At 62.6% G+C, this 20,468-nt stretch carries 17 protein-coding genes and 1 tRNA gene; 12 read left to right on the forward strand and 6 right to left on the reverse strand.

What is annotated here, in order from left to right; genetic code table 11:
• Positions 1-37: 37 nt before the first annotated feature.
• The 5 genes from HV744_RS31005 to HV744_RS31025 all read right to left on the reverse strand — a co-directional run bounded on the left by HV744_RS31005 (position 38) and on the right by HV744_RS31025 (position 3,420).
• On the reverse strand, positions 38-928 hold the full coding sequence (locus HV744_RS31005; protein ID WP_343056481.1) for a site-specific integrase: 891 nt from the start codon (positions 926-928) through the stop codon (positions 38-40).
• Between the two features lie 265 nt (positions 929-1,193).
• Positions 1,194-1,268: transfer RNA gene (locus HV744_RS31010), tRNA-Val, on the reverse strand.
• A 48-nt stretch (positions 1,269-1,316) separates the two neighbouring features.
• On the reverse strand, positions 1,317-2,051 hold the full coding sequence (dnaQ, locus tag HV744_RS31015; protein ID WP_175153148.1) for a DNA polymerase III subunit epsilon: 735 nt from the start codon (positions 2,049-2,051) through the stop codon (positions 1,317-1,319).
• 71 nt (positions 2,052-2,122) lie between these two features.
• Positions 2,123-2,572, reverse strand: coding sequence for a ribonuclease HI (gene rnhA / locus HV744_RS31020; protein ID WP_175153149.1), 450 nt, complete (start codon positions 2,570-2,572; stop codon positions 2,123-2,125).
• Entirely contained in the window at positions 2,569-3,420 is an 852-nt protein-coding gene (locus HV744_RS31025; RefSeq protein WP_175153150.1) for a class I SAM-dependent methyltransferase, read from the reverse strand. The genes rnhA and HV744_RS31025 overlap by 4 nt, the downstream gene beginning before the upstream one ends.
• 19 nt (positions 3,421-3,439) lie before the next feature.
• On the opposite strand from HV744_RS31025, the gene gloB reads away from it, so the two are divergent.
• The 7 genes from gloB to HV744_RS31060 all read left to right on the forward strand — a co-directional run bounded on the left by gloB (position 3,440) and on the right by HV744_RS31060 (position 13,729).
• Positions 3,440-4,231 carry a hydroxyacylglutathione hydrolase gene (gene gloB / locus HV744_RS31030; protein ID WP_175153151.1) on the forward strand — a complete coding sequence of 264 codons (792 nt, stop codon included), beginning with the start codon at positions 3,440-3,442 and terminating at the stop codon, positions 4,229-4,231.
• Positions 4,232-4,386: 155 nt separating this feature from the next.
• The gene (locus HV744_RS31035) at positions 4,387-6,081 is read left to right on the forward strand and encodes a transglycosylase SLT domain-containing protein (RefSeq protein WP_175153152.1); all 1,695 of its coding nucleotides are present in this window, start codon (positions 4,387-4,389) and stop codon (positions 6,079-6,081) included.
• A 202-nt stretch (positions 6,082-6,283) separates the two neighbouring features.
• Positions 6,284-7,525 (forward strand): MFS transporter, encoded by a 1,242-nt coding sequence (locus HV744_RS31040; protein ID WP_175153165.1) that lies wholly within the window; start codon positions 6,284-6,286, stop codon positions 7,523-7,525.
• A gap of 438 nt (positions 7,526-7,963) precedes the next feature.
• Positions 7,964-9,118 carry a glutamine-hydrolyzing carbamoyl-phosphate synthase small subunit gene (carA, locus tag HV744_RS31045; protein WP_175153153.1) on the forward strand — a complete coding sequence of 385 codons (1,155 nt, stop codon included), beginning with the start codon at positions 7,964-7,966 and terminating at the stop codon, positions 9,116-9,118.
• 197 nt (positions 9,119-9,315) lie between these two features.
• Entirely contained in the window at positions 9,316-12,570 is a 3,255-nt protein-coding gene (gene carB / locus HV744_RS31050) for a carbamoyl-phosphate synthase large subunit (protein ID WP_175153154.1), read from the forward strand.
• A gap of 153 nt (positions 12,571-12,723) precedes the next feature.
• Positions 12,724-13,200: a transcription elongation factor GreA gene (gene greA, locus HV744_RS31055; RefSeq protein WP_175153155.1), complete on the forward strand. Its 477-nt coding sequence runs from the start codon at positions 12,724-12,726 to the stop codon at positions 13,198-13,200.
• A gap of 19 nt (positions 13,201-13,219) precedes the next feature.
• Positions 13,220-13,729 carry a DUF4149 domain-containing protein gene (locus tag HV744_RS31060; RefSeq protein ID WP_175153156.1) on the forward strand — a complete coding sequence of 170 codons (510 nt, stop codon included), beginning with the start codon at positions 13,220-13,222 and terminating at the stop codon, positions 13,727-13,729.
• 146 nt (positions 13,730-13,875) lie between these two features.
• On the opposite strand, the gene HV744_RS31065 is transcribed toward HV744_RS31060, so the two are convergent.
• A complete protein-coding gene (locus HV744_RS31065) occupies positions 13,876-14,403 on the reverse strand; it encodes a YhbY family RNA-binding protein (protein ID WP_175153157.1) in 528 nt (175 codons plus the stop codon).
• A gap of 192 nt (positions 14,404-14,595) precedes the next feature.
• Here HV744_RS31065 and HV744_RS31070 point away from each other — a divergent pair, with 192 nt between their 5' ends.
• From HV744_RS31070 to HV744_RS31090, 5 genes are all read left to right on the forward strand, one after another.
• Positions 14,596-15,258 (forward strand): RlmE family RNA methyltransferase, encoded by a 663-nt coding sequence (locus HV744_RS31070; RefSeq protein WP_175153158.1) that lies wholly within the window; start codon positions 14,596-14,598, stop codon positions 15,256-15,258.
• Positions 15,259-15,448: 190 nt separating this feature from the next.
• Positions 15,449-17,338 carry an ATP-dependent zinc metalloprotease FtsH gene (gene ftsH, locus HV744_RS31075; RefSeq protein ID WP_064268398.1) on the forward strand — a complete coding sequence of 630 codons (1,890 nt, stop codon included), beginning with the start codon at positions 15,449-15,451 and terminating at the stop codon, positions 17,336-17,338.
• Positions 17,339-17,421: 83 nt separating this feature from the next.
• Positions 17,422-18,321 (forward strand): dihydropteroate synthase, encoded by a 900-nt coding sequence (folP, locus tag HV744_RS31080; protein ID WP_175153159.1) that lies wholly within the window; start codon positions 17,422-17,424, stop codon positions 18,319-18,321.
• Between the two features lie 27 nt (positions 18,322-18,348).
• Positions 18,349-19,707, forward strand: a complete 1,359-nt coding sequence (gene glmM / locus HV744_RS31085) for a phosphoglucosamine mutase (RefSeq protein ID WP_175153160.1) — start codon at positions 18,349-18,351, stop codon at positions 19,705-19,707.
• Between the two features lie 380 nt (positions 19,708-20,087).
• Positions 20,088-20,468, forward strand: a 381-nt coding sequence (locus tag HV744_RS31090; protein WP_175153161.1) for an extracellular solute-binding protein, incomplete at its 3' end; no start/stop codon positions are given.

The following is a 20,468-nucleotide window of genomic DNA, read 5'->3' on the forward strand; positions in this document are numbered from 1 at the left end:
CCGTGCGCTGCGATGACGGATCGTGCATCGTGTGGGGCTAGCCTAGTTTCAGCGCGAGGTCCGTCGCCCGTGGGTGGTAGTACCGCTTAAGCATTTGGACGGTCTTGTGCCCCGTCACGGCCGACAGTTCGAGAATGTTGTCGAGGCGCTCGGCAATCCGGCTCGTCGCCTCGTGCCGGAGGTCGTGAAAGTGGAAGTCTTCTAGCTTCGCGCGCTCGCACGCACGGACGAAAACTTTTTTCAGGGCGTCGGGTGTGGTCGGAAAGACGCGACCGCTGACATGGCGCGGCAGCGCGGATAGTGTTGCCACGGCTCGACTGGAAAGCGGGACATCGCGCGCCTCGCCGTTTTTCGTGTCATGGAGTCTGACATAGCGGTCTTCGAGAAAAACATCCGCCCACCGGAGCGAGAGGATTTCGCTGCGACGCATCGCTGTTTCGATAGCGATGATGACCACCGGGCGTATCCACTCGTTGCGGCTTCCACCGGCTTCGAAACGGCCCTGATCGTCACGGGGGCTGGGCGCGAGCTCGGCGAGTAGCCGTTGTTCCTCATCAGGTGAGAGCCGGCGATTGCGCGCTCGGTTCTCGCGCGGGCGACGGATGACAGATACCGGGTTCGTATCGAGGTGGATTCCCCATTCCTTGCGAGCGACATTAAGAACGTGCCCGATAAGCGTGAGCTCACGGTTCACGGTAGACCCGGATACCTTCGCCATCCGGCGGTCGCGGTAGTCAGCAATGATTTTGCTGGTAATGGCGGAGATTTTGTATTGGGCAAGCGCATCCGTCCTAATCTTGCGAATTCGTAAGATTTCGCCGGCGCCGCCCTTTTTGTGCGGTGAAACTTCTTCAGCGTACCGTTTCAGTAGGTCGTCGAATGTGTTTCGCTCGGCTTCTGTCCGGTCGACGAATACACCGCGGTCCATCTCGGACTCTGCGCGGCGTGCCCAAGCCTCAGCGGTGGCCTTGGTATCGAAACTACGCGAGAGTGATGGCCACCCACGTCGCCGAATTTGAGCTTCCCAGTACTTCCCTCGTTGCCGAATCGTTGCCATGCAAATGCCTCGCCAAAGTGAACAGTGGCAAATTTGTGGCAAACAACCCGATTCAGGGGAGGACAGAAATCGAACGAGGAGGGTGTTCGATCGCCAGAAAGTAAGAAGGGCCGGCGATTGCCGGCCCTTCCGATTCTGGTGGGTAGTACTGGGATCGAACCAGTGACCCCTGCCGTGTGAAGGCAGTGCTCTACCGCTGAGCTAACCACCCGAAGAGAGCCGAATTATGTCAGGGATTTTCGCGGTCGTCTAGCACTTTTTAAGCAGTTTGCTCATCCGCAGCCGGCGCAGGTTCGAGGCGCCACACGCTTGTGCCTTTGATCGCCTTGTCGAGACCGTCGAGTACCGCCTGGTGCGCGGCGACTTCGTCGTCGGTGGCGGCGATCACGAGCAGATCCAGCGAATTGAGCGCGACGCGCGGCGCATGCGCACCGCCGCCGGCATGCGATTCGCCGAGCATGTCGATGACGAGGCTTTCCTGGCCGCGCGTCATCGCCAGATAGACTTCAGCGAGCAGTTCCGAGTCGAGCAGCGCGCCGTGCAGCGTGCGGTGCGCGTTGCTGACGCCGAAGCGGTCGCACAGCGCATCGAGTGAATTGCGCTTGCCCGGGAACATCTGCTTGGCGCGCGCGAGCGTGTCGATGATCTCGCCGCAGTAGGTGCTCACCTTCGGCAAGCCCAGCAACGCGAACTCGGCATCGAGAAAGCCGATGTCGAACGGCGCGTTGTGAATGATCAGATCCGCGCCCTGGATGAAGTCGCGAAACTGGTCGGCGATCTCGCCGAACCTGGGTTTGTCGCTGAGGAATTCCGTGGTCAAGCCGTGTACGGCCAACGCGCCCGGATCGCTGTCGCGTTCGGGGTTGATGTAGAAGTGCAGGTTGTTGCCGGTGAGCCGGCGGTTCACCAGCTCGACGCAACCGAGTTCGAGGATCCGGTCGCCGGTGCGGGCATTCAGGCCGGTGGTTTCGGTATCGAGGATGAGTTGACGCATGTCGGATTAGCCTGCCTCAGAAAATTGCAGCGAAGAAAAAGACCGCGGAAAGGGCGCGCGCAGCGCGGCGCTCAGCCGATTTGCGCGAGTGACGCGACCCCGCGATTGGCCAGTTGATCGGCGCGCTCGTTTTCCGGGTGCCCATTGTGTCCGCGCACCCAGCGCCATTCGATCTCATGTTGCGCGACCAGCGCATCGAGCCGCTTCCACAGGTCGGCATTCTTCACCGGTTGCCTGGCCGCGGTGATCCAGCCTTTCTTTTTCCAGCCGTGAATCCATTCGCTGATGCCTTTCTGCACGTACTGCGAGTCGGTGTGCACGACCGCCTTGCAGGGGCGCTTCAGCGCTTCGAGCGCGGCGATCACGCCCATCAGCTCCATGCGGTTGTTGGTCGTGTTGGCTTCGCCGCCGAACAGTTCTTTTTCCTGGTCGCCGAAGCGCAGCAGCGCGCCCCAGCCGCCGGGGCCGGGATTGCCCTTGCAGGCGCCGTCGGTATAAATGTCGATGAGATCGGAAGTCATTGAGTGTGGTTGCGTGTATTCGGTGTGGCGGCAGGCGCGAGGCCTGGGGCGAGCACGGGTTTCTTCACTTTCAGCGGGCCGACGAGGCGCATGCCGCGCACGCGCTTGATCGCCTTGATCAGGTAGGTGGCGCCAAAGATCGGCCACCAGCGGTCGCCGGCGGCTTCCATGAAACCATAGCGGGACAGCCATTGATCGCTGCCGAGCGGCGGACGATAGCAGCCGAAGCGTCCGCGTTCAAGGTCGAAGCCCAGTAGCTTGATCCAGTCTTTCAGGCGCGTGAAGGCGATCAGGTCGACCGCCGCGGGCACGAACGGCCGCCCGGTCATCGTGCCGACCGACTGCCGCGCGCCCCACAGCGACAGCGAGTTGAAGCCGAGAATGATCAGCTGGCCTTCGGGCATCAGCACGCGCTCGGCTTCGCGCAGCAGCCGGTGCGGGTCGCTCGTGAATTCCAGCGTGTGCGGCATCACGATCAGATCGACGCTCTGTGCTTCGAACGGCAGGTCCAGCAGGTCGCACCAGACCGCGCTGCGTCCGGCCGGCGCGGGCAGGCCCGCCGGGCCGTCTTGCGCCGCGCCGTTGCCGAGGCCGTTGCCGGCATGCCGCAAGCCGCGTGGAAAAGTGTAGGGCGCGCTGGCCCCGCTGGCGGCGTCGAGCACGAGGCCGCGGCACGGCATGCGGTTTTCGCGCAACGCGTCCAACTGCGGCAGGCCGAGTTGCAGCGCATGATAGCCGAACACGTCCGACACCACGCGGTCGAGCTGGGTCTGTTCCCAGTCGAGCACGTAGCGGCCAGGCGGCGAATCGGTCCAGGCGGGCCAGTCTATAATCGATCGGTCAGTCATATCAAAGAATGCGTCGCCTATGAATGCGCTCGAGTACGTACCGGTCCCGGCGTTTGAAGACAATTACATCTGGGTCGTTTCCGACGGACACCATGCGGTCGTCGTCGATCCGGGTGAGGCTGCCCCCGTGCGCGCCTATCTGGCGAAACGCGGGTGGCGGCTCAGCGCTATTTTACTCACGCACCATCATCAAGACCACGTCGGCGGGGTGGCCGATCTGCTGAACGGCCAGGCCGTGCCTGTCTACGGCCCCGCCGGTGAAGCGATCGGGCATCTCACGCAGCGTCTCAAAAGTGGCGATCACGTGACGATTGCGGCGCTTGCGCTCGAATTCAGCGTGCTCGAGGTGCCGGGTCACACCAGCGGCCACATTGCCTATTTTCAGGCGGCCGACCCGCGCGGCACGCCGCACGTCTTTTGCGGCGACACGCTGTTCGCGTGCGGCTGCGGCCGGCTGTTCGAAGGCACGCCGAAGCAGATGCTCGCGTCGCTGGATGCGCTCGCCGCGCTGCCGGGCGCAACCGAGGTTCATTGCGCGCACGAGTACACGCTGTCGAACATCCGTTTCGCGCTCGCCTGCGAACCGGACAACGCTGAACTGCAAGCCTGGCGCGACAAGGCGAGCGAGCTGCGGGCGCGCCACGTGCCGACGCTGCCGACCACCATCGCCCACGAACGCTCGGTGAATCCGTTCCTGCGCGCCGACCATCCGGCGGTTCAGGCGAGCTTGCAGGACCAGTTGCACGAAAAAGTGCCCGATCGGTTGACGGCATTCACATTGATGCGCGAATGGAAGAACCGCTTCCGTTGATCCGGCCGATTGAGTGCTCTTCACGCGAAGAATCGGAAAAATTCGCCAACTCCAAGATTTCCTTGATTTTTTTCACTAATATTCCGATTGACGTAAACGTTGCCGTTTCGTACTATCGGCGGCAAATTCCAGCCCTTGTGGAAGCCGAGACGTTCATGCGATTTATCTTCAGTGCGTTTTTGGTCCTGACACTCGCCGCTTGCGCGAGTCAGGGGCCGACGACGAGCAGTTCCACCACCGCAACCAATCCCGCCACTCAGCAAGCCATAGCCGACGCCCTTCGCAAGACCGCCACCGCCAAGGAAACGATCAACGTAGACCAGGGTTCGGTCAGTCAGCTGACGAGTTCCGACGCCGATCTGTGGGGCCGTATTCGCCGTGGTTTCCAGATGCCGGACCTGCAAACCGACCTCGTCGACATGCAGGTCAACTGGTACGCGCAGCGTCCCGATTACGTGCAGCGCATGACCGAGCGCTCGCAGAAGTACCTGTACCACATCGTCGAAGAGCTCGAAGCGCGCCATATGCCGACCGAGCTCGCGTTGCTGCCGTTCATCGAATCCGCGTATAGCCCGCAGGCGTTGTCGGTCGCGAAGGCCGCCGGCATGTGGCAGTTCATGCCGGGCACCGGACGCACTTACAACCTCAAGCAGAACATGTGGCAGGACGAGCGCCGCGACGTGCTGGCCTCGACCAGCGCCGCGCTCGACTATCTGTCGCGTCTGCATGACATGTTCGGCGACTGGCAGCTGGCGCTCGCCGCGTACAACTGGGGCGAGGGCAACGTGCAGCGCGCGATCGCGCGTAACGAAGCGGCGGGTCTGCCCACCGACTACCTCAGCCTGCGCATGCCGAACGAGACGCGCAACTACGTGCCGAAGCTGCAGGCGGTGAAGAACATCGTCATGAACCCGCAGATGTACGGGCTCGCGTTGCCGTCGATTCCGAACCACCCGTATTTCGTCACGGTGACCACCTCGCACGATATCGACGTGGAGATGGCCGCCAAGCTCGCGAATCTCTCCACGGATGAATTCCGCTCGCTGAACCCGTCGTTCCGAAAGCCGGTGATTCTCGGCGCGACGCAGCCGCAAATACTGCTGCCGTTCGACAACGCCAGCGCCTTCGAGCGCAATCTGAAAACCTATTCCGGCTCGCTGTCGTCGTGGACCACGTACACGGTCGACCAACGCGCGACGCCGGCGGCGATCGCGCAGAAGATCGGCGTCGACCCCGACACGCTGATGGAAGTGAACAAGATTCCGGTCGGCATGCGTCTGAAACCCGGCTCCACGATCGTGGTGCCGCGCGGTTCGGACGACGACGAAGACATCAGCGCCGACGTTGCCGAAAGCGCGGTGCTGGCGATGGAGCCCGACGTCCCCGATACCCGCAAGATGCTGATCCGCGTGCGCCGCAATCAGTCGATGGCGGCCATCGCCGTGCGTTATGGCGTGTCGGTCGGCCAGTTGAAGGCATGGAACCACACGCATCGCGATCAAGTGTCGCGTGGGCAGGTGGTCGTGCTGCACGTGCCGGTCGGCAAGGCGATCCCGAGCGAGCCGGGTCCCGAACGCATCGCGACCGACGTTCAAGGCGGCGGCGTCGAGAAGATCGGCACCCGCGTCGCGGACACGCGCAGCGAGTCGCGCTACGACAAGCACAAGGGTCGTGGCCGCTCAGCCGTGGTGAAGGTCTCCGAACCGGTGGGGAAAGTCAGCAAGCCGACGGCATCCAGCGTCAGCAAGGGCAAGGTGACCAAGGTGCCGGCTCCCACGTCCAGCAAGGCGTCGAAGGCTGCGGTAGAGAGCCACCCGAAGACCGCGGCCAACGCGAAGAAGGTTAAGTAGACCAATAGCGGCTCCCACGGTAGTGACCACCTGCGTTGCGGGGGGCAGCGCATGAATTGCGCTCCGATCACGCACCGTGTTTCTTCCAACGCCGTCACCTGTGGTGACGGCGTTTTTCATGGTGCAGATCATTTCGGGCGAAGCGGGCGTATTTCCTTTATCGTTCGTGCGTTGGCCACGTCGGCCGCCCACTTCGAAGCTTATGTCGTCGACCCAACTGCGCGTCTTTTTCCTCTTTTCCGCCGGCTATTTCATTTCCTACGTGTTTCGCGGCGTCAACCTTGGCTTCGCGCCGTTCATCACGCACGATCTCGGCTTGTCGGCCAGCGATCTGGGTTTGCTGACCAGCCTGTATTTCCTCGGTTTTGCGGGGGCGCAGATTCCTGCCGGCGTGCTGCTCGATCACTTCGGCGCGCGGCGGGTGACGGCGGTCACGTTGTTATTTGCCGCGCTGGGCATCTGGGTGTTCGGCGCTGCCCAAAGCCTCGGCGTGATGATGATCGGGCGCCTGCTGATCGGGGTCGGCGTGTCCGTGTGTCTTGGCGCTGCCTTCAAGGCGCTGGCGCAGCACTTCGCGAGTGCGCGCCTGCCGCTGATGAACGGGCTGGTGATGGCGATCGGCGGTTCGGGCGGCGTGATGGTCGGGTCGCCGCTCACGTGGGTGCTGGGCTTCTCCAGTTGGCGCGCGGTGTGCGTCGGGCTGGGTCTGCTGACCGTGCTGGTGGCGCTCGCGCAGTGGACGCTCGCGCCGGACACGAAGGAGACTCATCATCAGGCAAGCCTCGGCGCGCAGTTCAAAGGCACCTTGCATATTTTGCGCAGCGTCGCGTTCTGGAAAATCGCGTGGTTCTCGGTCGTCACGCAAGGCGTCTTTTACGCGATGCAGTCGCTGTGGGTCGGCGCGTGGCTGCGCGACGTGCAGGGTTTCGAGCCACGCGAGGCCGCCGCGCTGGTGTCGATTCTCGGCTTCGCGATGATGGCCGGCTGCGTCGGTTTCGGCGCGGCAGCGCGCAGTCTGGAGCGGCGCGGCATCTCGCTTTACGCGTTCTGCGGCGTCGGCATGGCGCTCTATCTGCTGACGCAGTTGCTGATCATGTTCAAGGCGCCGCTGCCCGCGAGTCTGTTGTGGGCGGCGTACGGGATTTTCGGCGGCACCGGCATTCTCAGCTACGCTGCGATGGCCCGGCACTTCCCGGCGCAGATGATCGGCCGGGTCAATACCACGCTGACGCTGATTATCTTTCTGCTGATTTTCGGCTTCCAGATCGGTGTCGGCGCGGTGTTGTCGCACTGGCAGGCGAGCGGCGGCCATTATCCGGCGGCCGCGCATCTGACTGCCTGGGGGATTCTGGTGACGCTGCAGGTGTTGAGCGCGATCTGGTACGCGTTGCCCAGCCGGAAGCTGGCTCGGCCGTCCGAAGTGCGCGCCGGGCAGGAGGCCTGAGCCTGCCGCGCGGCAGTTCGCAGCGCGAGGCAAATTTGCCGGCGTTATCCCGATCCGATCAGGTGAATTTTTGTTTGCCGGCTCCCGGGCCAAGCCCCACAAGGCTTTGGCCGACTTGCGGATGGGCTTCTCCACATCAGCTTGCCATCTCGGATTTGGAAGGAAGGGCGTTTTCAGGCTATAATTTCAAGGTTTGAGCTTATCAACCCGCACCCTAGCGCCTACCTCTCCCATACCGTTCATCCGCCGCGCGCCATTGGCGTAGCAAGAAGGGCCCGCAGCCAGCCGATCCGTCCACACAATGGGCCCATCGCGCCCCTTGCAACGTCAACAGCAGGTCGCGAGCGAGTCTGCGCGCGCATCCCGTGGATGTGTTTCGCTGCGGCTCGCAGTCGGATAGGCTGGTCGGCAACAGGGTGTTCCCCCAAGGAGTCTCCCGTGTTGCCGTCATTTTCTCCCGCTCTGCTCGCGCTCGCCGACGGCACGGTCTTTCGTGGTTACTCGATCGGCGCCCCCGGGCATACCATCGGCGAAGTCGTGTTCAACACCGCTATCACCGGCTATCAGGAAATCCTGACTGACCCGAGCTACGCGCGCCAGATCGTGACCCTCACGTATCCGCATATCGGCAACGTCGGTGTGAATGCCGAAGACGTCGAAGCTACGAAAGTCCATGCCGCCGGCCTGATCATTCGCGATCTGCCGGTTCTCGCGTCGAACTTCCGCATGGAGCACACGCTCCCGCAATACCTGCAGGACGAAGGCGTGGTCGCCATCGCCGGCCTCGATACCCGCAAGCTGACCCGCGTTCTGCGCGACAAGGGCGCGCAGAACGGCGCGATCCTGGCCGGTTCGGACGACGAAGCCAAGGCCATCGAACTCGCACGTTCGTTCCCGGGCCTCGCGGGCATGGACCTCGCGAAGGTCGTGTCGACCAGGGAAACCTACGAGTGGACCCAGACCGAATGGCGTCTGGGCAGCGGCTACGGCAAGCAGAATGCGCCGAAGCACCGCGTGGTGGCGTTCGACTACGGCGTCAAGTACAACATCCTGCGCATGCTGGCCGAGCGCGGCTGCCACGTCACCGTGCTGCCGGCGCAGGCAAGCGCGGCCGACGCGCTGGCGCTCAACCCGGACGGCATCTTCCTGTCGAACGGCCCCGGCGATCCGGAACCGTGCGACTACGCGATCGCGGCAACCCGTGAACTGATCGAACGCGGCATTCCGACTTTCGGCATCTGCCTCGGCCATCAGATCATGGGCCTCGCGGTCGGCGCAAAGACCATGAAGATGAAGACGGGCCACCACGGCGCGAACCATCCGGTGAAGGATCTTGAAGACGGCCGCGTGGTGATCACGTCGCAGAACCACGGTTTCGCGGTCGACGCCGACACGTTGCCGGCCAATGCCCGCGTCACGCACGTCTCGCTGTTCGACGGCACGCTGCAAGGCTTCGCGCTGACCGACAAGCCGGCGTTCTGCTTCCAGGGCCACCCGGAAGCGTCGCCTGGTCCGCACGACATCGCCTATCTGTTCGACCGTTTCACCGCGTTGATGGACGCGAAGAAGGGCGGCAAGAGCGCGGCGGCGTAAGGCAAGCGGCGCGGCGCTGTCTGTGGGTGTGTCCAAAGCACAGCCCGGCAGCGCGCGGTTCGTCACGCGATCGGTGTGCCCCGCGCACCAGGCGCACGCTCCGCGAGCCGCACGGAACAGAGCAAAGCAGAGCGCGCGCAACGTAGCACCGACGCGCGCCGACGGAAAGAATTCAGGAATACATTAGCGAGAGCGTTATGCCCAAGCGGACAGACATCAAGAGCATCCTCATCATCGGCGCGGGTCCGATCATCATCGGCCAGGCGTGCGAGTTCGACTACTCGGGCGCGCAGGCATGCAAGGCGCTGCGTGAGGAAGGCTACAAGGTCATTCTCGTCAACAGCAATCCGGCGACGATCATGACCGACCCGAACACGGCCGACGTGACCTACATCGAGCCGATCACGTGGGAAGTGGTCGAGCGCATCATCGCCAAAGAGCGCCCGGACGCGATCCTGCCGACGATGGGCGGCCAGACCGCGCTGAACTGCGCGCTCGATCTGCACGCGCACGGCGTGCTGGCAAAGTACAAGGTCGAGCTGATCGGCGCGTCGCCGGAAGCGATCGACAAGGCGGAAGATCGCCAGAAGTTCAAGGACGCGATGACCAGGATCGGCCTCGGTTCGGCCAAATCGGGCACCGCGCATTCGATGGAAGAAGCGTTGCAGGTGCAAGCGGAGATCGCCGCGCAAACCGGCAGCGGCGGCTATCCGGTCGTGATTCGTCCGTCGTTCACGCTGGGCGGTTCGGGCGGCGGCATCGCGTACAACCGCGACGAATTCGAAGAGATCTGCAAGCGCGGTCTGGACCTGTCGCCCACGCGCGAACTGCTGATCGAAGAATCGCTGCTCGGCTGGAAAGAGTACGAGATGGAAGTGGTCCGCGACACCAAGGACAACTGCATCATCGTTTGCTCGATCGAAAACCTGGACCCGATGGGCATCCACACCGGCGACTCGATCACCGTCGCGCCGGCGCAAACGCTGACCGACAAGGAATATCAGATTCTGCGTAACGCGTCGCTCGCGGTGCTGCGCGAGATCGGCGTCGATACCGGCGGCTCGAACGTGCAGTTCTCGATCAATCCGAAAGACGGCCGGATGATCGTGATCGAAATGAACCCGCGTGTGTCGCGCTCGTCGGCGCTGGCGTCGAAGGCGACCGGCTTCCCGATCGCCAAGGTCGCGGCCAAGCTCGCAGTCGGCTATACGCTCGACGAACTGAAGAACGAAATCACCGGCGGCCAGACCCCGGCATCGTTCGAACCGACGATTGACTACGTCGTCACCAAGATTCCGCGTTTCGCGTTCGAAAAATTCCGCGAAGCCGATTCACGCCTGACCACGCAGATGAAGTCGGTCGGCGAAGTGATGGCGATCGGCCGCACCTTCCAGGAGTCGTTCCAGAAGGCGCTGCGCGGTCTCGAAGTCGGCGTCGACGGGCTGGACGAAAAGACCGGCAACCGCGACGAGATCATCCGCGAGATCGGCGAAGCCGGTCCGGATCGCATCTGGTACGTCGGCGACGCGTTCCGTGTCGGCATGACGGCCGCGGAAATTTTCGAAGAGACCGCGATCGACCCGTGGTTCCTCGCGCAGATCGAACAGATCATCCTGAAGGAAAAGGCGCTGGCAGGCCGTACGCTCGCCAGCCTGTCGAAGGAAGAACTGAAGTACCTGAAGCAGAGCGGCTTCTCGGATCGCCGTCTGGCGAAGCTGCTCGGCGCGAAGCCGGCGCAAGTGCGTCAACGCCGTATCGAGTTGAACGTGCGTCCGGTGTACAAGCGCGTCGACACCTGCGCGGCCGAGTTCGCCACCAAAACCGCGTACATGTACTCGACGTACGAGGAAGAGTGCGAAGCGAACCCGACCAACAACAAGAAGATCATGGTGCTGGGCGGCGGCCCGAACCGGATCGGCCAGGGTATCGAGTTCGACTACTGCTGCGTGCATGCCGCGCTCGCAATGCGCGAGGACGGCTATGAAACGATCATGGTCAACTGCAACCCTGAAACCGTTTCGACCGACTACGACACATCCGATCGTCTGTACTTCGAATCGCTGACGCTCGAAGACGTACTCGAAATCGTCGACAAGGAAAAGCCGGTCGGTGTGATCGTGCAATACGGCGGCCAAACGCCGCTGAAGCTCGCGCTCGATCTCGAAGCGAACGGTGTGCCGATCGTCGGCACGTCGCCGGACATGATCGACGCGGCCGAAGACCGCGAGCGTTTCCAGAAACTGTTGCAGGACCTCGGCTTGCGTCAGCCGCCGAACCGCACCGCGCGCGCGGAAGACGAAGCGCTCAAGCTCGCCGACGAAATCGGCTATCCGCTGGTGGTGCGTCCGTCGTACGTGCTCGGCGGCCGCGCGATGGAAATCGTTCACGAGCCGCGCGATCTCGAGCGCTATATGCGCGAGGCCGTGAAGGTGTCGAACGATTCGCCGGTGCTGCTCGACCGCTTCCTGAACGACGCGATCGAGTGCGACGTGGACTGCATCTCGGATGGCGAAGCCGTGTTCATCGGCGGCGTGATGGAGCACATCGAACAGGCGGGCGTGCACTCGGGCGACTCGGCTTGCTCGCTGCCGCCGTATTCGCTGTCGAAGGAAACCGTTGCTGAACTCAAGCGCCAGACGGGCGCGATGGCGAAGGCGCTGAATGTGATCGGGTTGATGAACGTGCAGTTCGCGATCCAGCAGGTTCCGCAGGCGGACGGCTCGAAAGAAGACGTCATCTACGTGCTCGAAGTGAATCCGCGTGCGTCGCGTACGGTGCCGTACGTGTCGAAGGCGACCAGCCTGCCGCTCGCGAAAATCGCGGCGCGCGCAATGGTCGGCCAGAAGCTCGCCGAACAGGGCGTGACGAAGGAAATCGATCCACCGTACTTCAGCGTGAAGGAAGCCGTGTTCCCGTTTGTCAAGTTCCCGGCAGTCGACCCGGTGCTCGGACCGGAAATGCGTTCGACCGGCGAAGTGATGGGCGTGGGTCAGACATTCGGTGAAGCGCTGTTCAAGTCGCAGCTCGCGGCGGGTTCGCGTCTGCCGGAGTCGGGTACGGTACTGTTGACCGTGATGGACGCCGACAAGCCGAAGGCTGTCGAAGTCGCGCGCATGCTGCACGAACTCGGGTATCCGATCGTTGCGACCAAGGGTACGGCTGCCGCGATCGAAGCGGCCGGCGTGCCGGTGAAGGTCGTCAACAAGGTGAAGGACGGGCGCCCGCACATTGTGGACATGATCAAGAATGGCGAGATCGCGCTGGTCTTTACGACCGTCGACGAAACGCGCGCCGCGATCGCCGATTCACGTTCGATTCGCATGAGCGCGCAGGCGAACAAGGTCACGTACTATACGACGATGTCCGGCGCACGGGCCGCAGTGGAAGGTTTGCGTTATCTGAAGAACCTGGAAGTCTATGATTTACAAGGGCTCCACGCTCGCCTAAACTAAGGCGTCGAATATCTGTCCAACATGTAAGTGCCGCGGTTAAGCGGCGTTCCGCAGGTGTTGTGGCCCGGGTTTTGCCCGGGTCGCTGGCTCCCGCGGGATGCACTTAACCGCGGTGATTTTTTTTACGGTCGTTTTTTGCCTCTAGAGTTGTTTATGAGCACTATTCCATTGACTAAGCGCGGCGCGGACATGTTGCGCAACGAATTGCAGCGCCTGAAATCGGTTGAACGTCCGTCGGTGATCAACTCGATCGCGGAAGCGCGTGCCCAAGGCGATCTGTCGGAAAACGCGGAATACGAAGCGGCGAAGGAAAAGCAGGGCTTTATCGAAGGCCGGATTGCCGAGATCGAATCGAAGCTGGCAGGCGCGCAGGTGATCGACCCGTCGAAGGTGGACGCGGACGGTCGCGTGGTGTTCGGCGCAACGTTGGAACTGGAAGACCTGGAGTCCGGTGCGTCGGTTAAATATCAGATCGTCGGCGACGACGAAGCGGACATCGACCATGGTCTGATCTCGATCAGCTCGCCGATCGCGCGCGCGTTGATCGGCAAGTCGGAAGGCGACGTTGCGTCGGTGCAGGCGCCGGGCGGCGTGCGCGAATACGAAATCATCGCGGTTAGCTACGTTTGAGGTGACCCGGGTGTCCCAGATGCCACATCGATTTTTTCGTCTTTTGACGGTGGTGTGGGTCGGTAGTCTGCTGACTATCGGCTATGCCGTCGCGCCCGTGCTGTTCACGTCGCTCGACCGGATGACGGCGGGCGCGGTGGCGGCACAGCTGTTTCGCATTCAGGGCGTGCTCGGTGTAGTGTGCGGCATATTGCTGCTCGGTCTTGCCAACTTGCTGGTTCGCCGCGGCAGCGATGCTTATCGCCGTTTGCGCTGGCTGATCGCCGGCATGCTGGTGTGCGTGCTGGTGGGTTACTTCGCGTTGCAGCCGTTCATGAATGCAATGCGCGTGGCCGCGCTCGAAGCGGGCAGCGACGTCGGGCATTCGGTTTATGCGACGCGCTTCGGCATCCTGCACGGCGTGTCGAGTCTGTTCTATCTGATCGAAAGCCTGCTGGGCGTGGCGCTCGTGTGGAAGCTGCCTGCGAGCATCGGCGTAGCGGCGACGGAGCCGGGCGCTCACAGTGCCGCGGGGAAAGTGACGGGCTGAGATGCTGAGCGGAGACCGCTTGCGCTTGCTGGCCGACCGTTCCGGTTTTAGCGGATTTGCCCAGGCGTTCGCCTGAGCATTCAGCCTTTCGTTTTCAGGTTAGCTTATATCAAGGTGCGGACCTCGCCGCACCTATCGCCGCTTGCTTACTTCGACGACTGATGCGAGCGCTTCGCGCTGGTTTGACGCTTCTTGGCGCGCTTGATGTTGCCGCCTTGCGTGACGCGTTCATTGCCGCGCACCAGGACCGCTTTTGCCTTCGGCTTGCGCATCGGAATTTCGCTGGGTTTCACGACCGTGACGACGCGCGGTGCGCGGCCCTTGCCCGGCTTGGCTTCAACGGCCGCTTCGCGGGCGCTCGGCAACGCGCCGCGCTTCGCTTTCACCGCCGGCTGCGCCGATTCCGGCTTCCAGATCACCAGCAGCTTGCCGATATGCTGGATCGGCGCGGCATTCAGCTTGTCGCAGATCTCTTCATAGATCGCGATGCGTTCTTCGCGTTCGTCGCCGAATACGCGGATTTTGATGAGCTGATGAGCATCAAGGTGAACCTTGATCTCGGAGAGCACAGCGTCGGTCAAGCCTTCGGCGCCGACGAGCACGACCGGTTTGAGCGCATGTGCCTGGGAGCGCAACTCGGCGCGTTGGTCGGAAGAGACTTTGAGGGCTGGCATGGAAAGTGGAAGACTCGACTAAAATGGCGGCACCTGCGTTCCCGGTCGATTTGCTCGATCGGGTCGATTCAACAGGGCGGCGCGTCAGAACAACAGAATCGCGGATGATCGCCAGTTTTGGCGGTGGCCGCGCGAATTAACCGCGTATTATCCCCTAAAGCGCGACACCACGCAGCAAGAGTTCAATCTTTAATGGCAAAAAACAAGTTCAATACCGCGTGGCTGCATGACCACATCAACGACCCGTACGTGAAAATGGCGCAGCGGGAGGGCTATCGCGCCCGCGCGGCCTACAAGCTCAAGGAAATCGACGAGCAGGACAAGCTGATCCGCCCGGGGCAGGTGATCGTCGACCTTGGCTCCACGCCGGGCAGCTGGAGCCAGTACGCGCGCAACAAGCTCGCCAAAGGTACGCAGCGCGACGCCGAGCGGGAAGGCGGTATCGACGGTACGATCATCGCGCTGGACATCCTGCCGATGGAGCCGGTGGCCGACGTTCACTTCATCCAGGGCGACTTCCGCGAGGACTCGGTGCTGGGCCAACTGGAAGAATTGGTCGGAGAACGCCAGGTCGACCTTGTAATTTCGGATATGGCGCCCAACCTGTCCGGAGTGGCGGTGGCGGATGCCGCGCGAATCGAGCATTTGTGCGATCTCGCGCTGGAATTCTCACAAAATCACCTGAAACCGGATGGTGCCCTTTTAGTCAAATGCTTCCACGGCAGCGGTTATAGCCAGATTGTCGAAAAGTTCAAGCGTCAGTTCAAGGTGGTGGCGGCCCGCAAGCCGAAGGCGTCGCGGGATAAATCGTCAGAAACGTTTATTTTGGGTAAGCATCTCAAGCGGCCCGCATAGAGGGGCGCTGCAGGACGGTTCCGCATCTGCCGGTAGAGTGCTCATGGCGCTGAAATTGGCGCTTTAATGGCGCGCTACACTATTTCTGTGGTAGCGAAACCTTATGGCAGGGGTCTGCGGACTGGATTAGAATGCTTTCGTGGTGCCGCAAGGCAAATGTAGGCGCCCGTCTAAGTGAAGGAGTGGTGCTTTGAACAACAATATGTTTTCGAAGGCAGCAGTGTGGCTGGTTATCGCACTGGTGCTGTTTACGGTGTTCAAGCAGTTCGACAAGCCCCGTGTCCAGGAAGGCGTTTCCTATTCGCAGTTCATGGACGACGCGAAGAACGGCAAAGTCAAGAACGTCATTGTCCAGGGGCGGAACCTCACGGTCACTCCAGCAGACGGCCAGAAGTACCAGATCGTGTCGCCCGGCGACATCTGGATGGTCGGCGATCTGATGAAGTATGGCGTTCAGGTGAGCGGCAAGGCTGACGACGAACCGAATGCGCTGGTGTCCGCGCTGTACTACCTCGGGCCGACGATCCTGATCATCGGTTTCTGGTTCTACATGATGCGACAGATGCAGGGGGGCGGGAAAGGCGGTGCGTTCTCGTTCGGCAAATCGCGTGCTCGTCTGATTGACGAGAACAACAACGCTATCAATTTCACCGACGTCGCCGGCTGCGACGAAGCCAAGGAAGAAGTCTCCGAACTGGTCGACTTCCTGCGCGATCCGCAGAAATTCCAGAAACTGGGTGGCCGCATTCCGCGCGGGGTGCTACTGGTCGGCCCGCCGGGAACCGGTAAGACGCTGCTGGCGCGCGCTATCGCCGGCGAAGCGAAGGTGCCGTTCTTCAGCATCTCGGGTTCGGACTTCGTTGAAATGTTCGTCGGTGTCGGCGCGGCTCGTGTGCGCGACATGTTCGAGCAGGCCAAGAAGCATGCACCGTGCATCGTGTTCATCGACGAAATCGACGCGGTTGGCCGTCATCGTGGCGCAGGCATGGGCGGCGGTAACGACGAACGCGAGCAGACGTTGAATCAGATGCTGGTCGAGATGGACGGCTTCGAAGCGAACTCGGGCGTGATCGTGATCGCTGCAACGAACCGTTCGGACGTGCTCGACAAGGCGCTGCTGCGTCCGGGCCGTTTCGACCGTCAGGTGTATGTCGGTTTGCCGGATATCCGCGGCCGCGAACACATCATGAAGGTTCACCTGCGCAAGGTGCCGATTTCGAACGACGTCGACGCAGCAGTGATTGCACGCGGCACGCCGGGCTTCTCGGGCGCCGATCTCGCGAACCTCGTGAACGAAGCGGCATTGTTCGCGGCTCGCCGCGGCAAGCGCATCGTCGAAATGACGGACTTTGAAGATGCGAAGGACAAGATCTTCATGGGTCCGGAGCGCAAGTCTGCCGTGATTCGCGAAGAGTCGAAGCGCGCTACGGCTTACCACGAGTCGGGCCATGCGGTGATCGCCAAGCTGTTGCCGAAGGCCGATCCGGTGCACAAGGTTACTATTATTCCGCGTGGCCGCGCGCTGGGCGTGACGTGGCAGTTGCCGGAGCATGACAACGAGACGTACTCGAAGGACTATCTGCTGGATCGTCTCGCGATCCTGTTCGGTGGCCGGGTGGCGGAAGAGTTGTTCCTGAACCTGATCAGCACCGGCGCGTCGGACGACTTCAACAAGGCGACGCAAACGGCTCGCGCTATGGTGGCTCGCTTCGGCATGACGGACGCGCTCGGACCGATGGTCTACGTCGACGACGAAAACGACGCAACGCCGTTTGGCCGTGGCTTCACGCGCACCATTTCGGAAGCGACGCAGCAGAAGGTCGACGCGGAAATCCGCCGCGTGCTGGACGAGCAGTACACTCTCGCGAAGCGCCTGCTGGATGAAAACCGCGACAAGGTCGAAGCGATGACCGCCGCACTGATGGAGTGGGAAACGATCGACGCCGATCAGATCAACGACATCATGGCTGGCCGTCCGCCGCGTTCGCCGAAGAGCTCGCCGCCGTCGGCAAGCGACGCCTCGTCGGGCGGTAGCCCGGGCACTGAGGTCAAGCCGGGCAGCGCGACCGCGCCGGCCTGATAGGCGACCAGTAGAAAGTGCGGGCCGGTGTGTTTCACACCGGCCCGTTTTGCATTTATCCGTTTTACGTGAAGCATTGCTACGTGTCGAAAGCCGATCTATCTTCTCTTCCCATCCCTGAGCCGCTGCAATGCGGCCGCTTCAAGCTGACCTTCGAGCGCCCGCTGATCATGGGCATCCTGAACGTCACGCCCGATTCCTTTTCCGACGGCGGCAAATTCGCGATGCGCGGCGATGCGCTGCGCCAGGCCGAGCGCATGATGCTCGAGGGCGCGGACATCATCGACATTGGTGGCGAATCGACTCGCCCCGGCGCTCCGCCAGTACCACTCGACGAAGAACTGGAGCGAGTGATTCCGCTGGTCGAGCAACTGCGCGGGGCGAACGTGCCGTTGTCGGTCGATACGTATAAGCCGGAGGTGATGCGCCACGCGTTGAGTGCAGGCGCCGATCTGATCAACGATATATGGGGTTTCCGGATGCCCGGCGCGATCGACGCGGTACGCGACAGCGCATGTGGTCTATGTGTGATGCATATGCTCGGCGAACCGCAGACCATGCAGCTCGGCGAGCCCGCCTATGATGATGTGGTGAGCGAGGTTCGGCGTTTCCTGGAGGAGCGGGTGGCGACGCTGCAGCAAGCGGGTATTGCGCGTGCGCGCATCAGCGTCGATCCGGGCTTCGGCTTCGGCAAGGCGGTGCTTGAGCATAACTACGCGTTGCTTGCGCATTTGCCGGACACCGCGCCGCAAGCCGTGCCGCCGTATCCGATTCTCGCGGGCATGTCGCGCAAGTCGATGATCGGCGCGGTGGTCGGGCGTCCGGCCGCGGAGCGCATTGCCGGCAGTATTGCCGCAGCCGTGTGCGCGGCCGAACGGGGAGCTGCGATTCTGCGCGTCCATGATGTCGCGCAAACAGCAGACGCATTGAAAGTATGGGCAGCTATGCGCGACGCGGCGAATCACAGCCGCGCGCGCGGTTGAACCCAAAGCTAACGAGGGAGAGAAAACATGACACGTCGTTACTTCGGAACGGACGGGATTCGGGGCAAGGTCGGCGAAGGGCCTATTACGCCGGAATTTGTGCTGCGGCTGGGTTACGCCGCCGGCAAGGTGCTCGCGGGCGCGGATCGCAGAGCCAGATCGAGCGCTCGGCCAACGGTGCTGATCGGTAAGGACACGCGGGTGTCGGGCTACATGCTCGAAGCCGCGCTCGAGGCGGGCTTCTCGGCGGCCGGCGTCGATGTGATGCTGGCCGGCCCGATGCCGACTCCCGGCATCGCCTACCTGACGCGTGCGTTGCGGCTCGCCGCGGGCGTGGTCATCAGCGCTTCGCACAACCCGTACTACGACAACGGCATCAAATTCTTTTCCGCCGACGGCAACAAGCTGCCGGACGACGTCGAAGCGCTGATCGAAGAGCAACTCAATCTGCCGCTCGCATGCGCGGCATCCGAGCAACTCGGCAAGGCGCGGCGTCTCGACGACGCAGCCGGGCGTTATATCGAGTTCTGCAAGAGCACGTTCCCGGCTGCGTTCGACCTGCGCGGCATCAAACTGGTCGTCGATTGCGCGCATGGCGCCGCGTATGACGTCGCGCCGAACGTATTCCACGAACTCGGCGCCGAGGTGATCCCGATCGGCGTTTCGCCGAACGGCTTCAACATCAACGACGGTGTCGGCGCCACCGCGCCGGATGCGCTGGTGCGCGCGGTGCGTGCGAACCACGCGGACCTCGGCATCGCACTCGATGGCGACGCCGACCGACTACAGGTGGTGGATGCGGCTGGCCGCCTGTATAACGGCGACGAACTCCTGTACGTGCTGGTCAAGGACCGCATCGCGACCAACGGCAACGTGGAAGGAGCGGTCGGCACCTTGATGACCAATATGGCGGTTGAAGTCGCGCTGCAGGAGGCGGGCGTGAAGTTTGTCCGCGCGGCGGTGGGCGATCGCTACGTGCTCGAGCAACTGCGCGAACACGGCTGGCAACTCGGCGCGGAAGGCTCCGGCCATATTCTCTCCCTTGACCGCCATTCGACCGGCGACGGCATCGTTTCCGCGTTGCTGGTGCTGGCGGCGATGCAGCGGAGCGGCAAATCGCTCGCCGACCTGCTCGACGGCGTCACGCTGTTCCCGCAGAAGCTGATCAACGTGCGCATGAAGCCGGACGCGGACTGGAAGGGCAGCGACGCGATCCGTCGCGCGATCGGCCGCGCCGAGACTGCGTTGAATGGCCGCGGGCGCGTGTTGATCCGCGCGTCCGGCACCGAGCCGGTGCTGCGCGTGATGGTCGAGGCGGAGAATATCGACGACGCGGTGCTTCATTCGGAAGCGATTGCCGACGCGGTGAAGCTGGCCACGGCGTAAGACGCGCATTTTCGCGCGGCGGTGGGGCGATAGGATATCGTCCCGCCGCTTGCCGCCCTCAGCCCGCCAGGCGGGCGGCCGAACAGCGAGTCCCCCAAACCCCGGCTATCTCACCCGCCAACCTTCCATCCCCCGTGGCGCCCATCGCCGCCGCACATCACTGCCCCACCCAAACGTTCGCTCCCCATCTTTTTCGCCTAATCTCTAGAACGTTGCCCCCAACGTCGCAAAACCGGCGATTCATCCACTCAAACACCTTTCACGACAGTAATCTCACTGTCACATCTGTTTAACGATCAGTCACGTTACTGTCACAAAGAGACCCTAAGCTTCGCGGTGTTCGTGTCACTCGCTCATACCGCTCACACCTTGGAGGTCTCATGAAATTGATGCAAACCGTGTTCGCTGGCGTCGCTGGCGCGCTTTTCGCAATCGCAGCGCAAGCCGCAGACATCACCGGCGCGGGCAGCACCTTCGCAGCACCGATTTACACGAAGTGGGCCGACGCCTATCAGAAGTCCGGCGGCGGCAAGGTGAACTACCAGGGTATCGGTTCGTCGGGCGGCGTGAAGCAGATCGTCGCGAAGACCGTCGACTTCGCCGGTTCGGACGCGCCGCTGAAGGACGACGAACTCGCCAAGGAAGGCCTGTTCCAGTTCCCGACGGTGGTCGGCGGCGTGGTGCCGGTCGTCAACGTGCCGGGCGTGAAGCCGGCTGAACTGACGCTGTCGGGCGAAGTGCTCGGCGACATCTACCTGGGC

The organism is Paraburkholderia ultramafica (genome assembly GCF_902859915.1).
Classification (GTDB): Bacteria; Pseudomonadota; Gammaproteobacteria; order Burkholderiales; family Burkholderiaceae; genus Paraburkholderia; species Paraburkholderia ultramafica.

Excerpts from the sequence above, each read along its gene's own strand:
- glmM (WP_175153160.1), top strand. The coding sequence starts at position 18,349 with ATGACACGTCGTTACTTCGGAACGGACGGGATTCGGGGCAAGGTCGGC.
- rnhA (WP_175153149.1), bottom strand. The coding sequence starts at position 2,572 with ATGACTTCCGATCTCATCGACATTTATACCGACGGCGCCTGCAAGGGC.
- dnaQ (WP_175153148.1), bottom strand. The coding sequence starts at position 2,051 with ATGCGTCAACTCATCCTCGATACCGAAACCACCGGCCTGAATGCCCGC.
- HV744_RS31040 (WP_175153165.1), top strand. The coding sequence starts at position 6,284 with ATGTCGTCGACCCAACTGCGCGTCTTTTTCCTCTTTTCCGCCGGCTAT.
- gloB (WP_175153151.1), top strand. The coding sequence starts at position 3,440 with ATGAATGCGCTCGAGTACGTACCGGTCCCGGCGTTTGAAGACAATTAC.
- HV744_RS31025 (WP_175153150.1), bottom strand. The coding sequence starts at position 3,420 with ATGACTGACCGATCGATTATAGACTGGCCCGCCTGGACCGATTCGCCG.
- HV744_RS31005 (WP_343056481.1), bottom strand. The coding sequence starts at position 928 with ATGGACCGCGGTGTATTCGTCGACCGGACAGAAGCCGAGCGAAACACA.
- greA (WP_175153155.1), top strand. The coding sequence starts at position 12,724 with ATGAGCACTATTCCATTGACTAAGCGCGGCGCGGACATGTTGCGCAAC.
- HV744_RS31035 (WP_175153152.1), top strand. The coding sequence starts at position 4,387 with ATGCGATTTATCTTCAGTGCGTTTTTGGTCCTGACACTCGCCGCTTGC.
- HV744_RS31070 (WP_175153158.1), top strand. The coding sequence starts at position 14,596 with ATGGCAAAAAACAAGTTCAATACCGCGTGGCTGCATGACCACATCAAC.
- HV744_RS31060 (WP_175153156.1), top strand. The coding sequence starts at position 13,220 with ATGCCACATCGATTTTTTCGTCTTTTGACGGTGGTGTGGGTCGGTAGT.
- carB (WP_175153154.1), top strand. The coding sequence starts at position 9,316 with ATGCCCAAGCGGACAGACATCAAGAGCATCCTCATCATCGGCGCGGGT.
- HV744_RS31065 (WP_175153157.1), bottom strand. The coding sequence starts at position 14,403 with ATGCCAGCCCTCAAAGTCTCTTCCGACCAACGCGCCGAGTTGCGCTCC.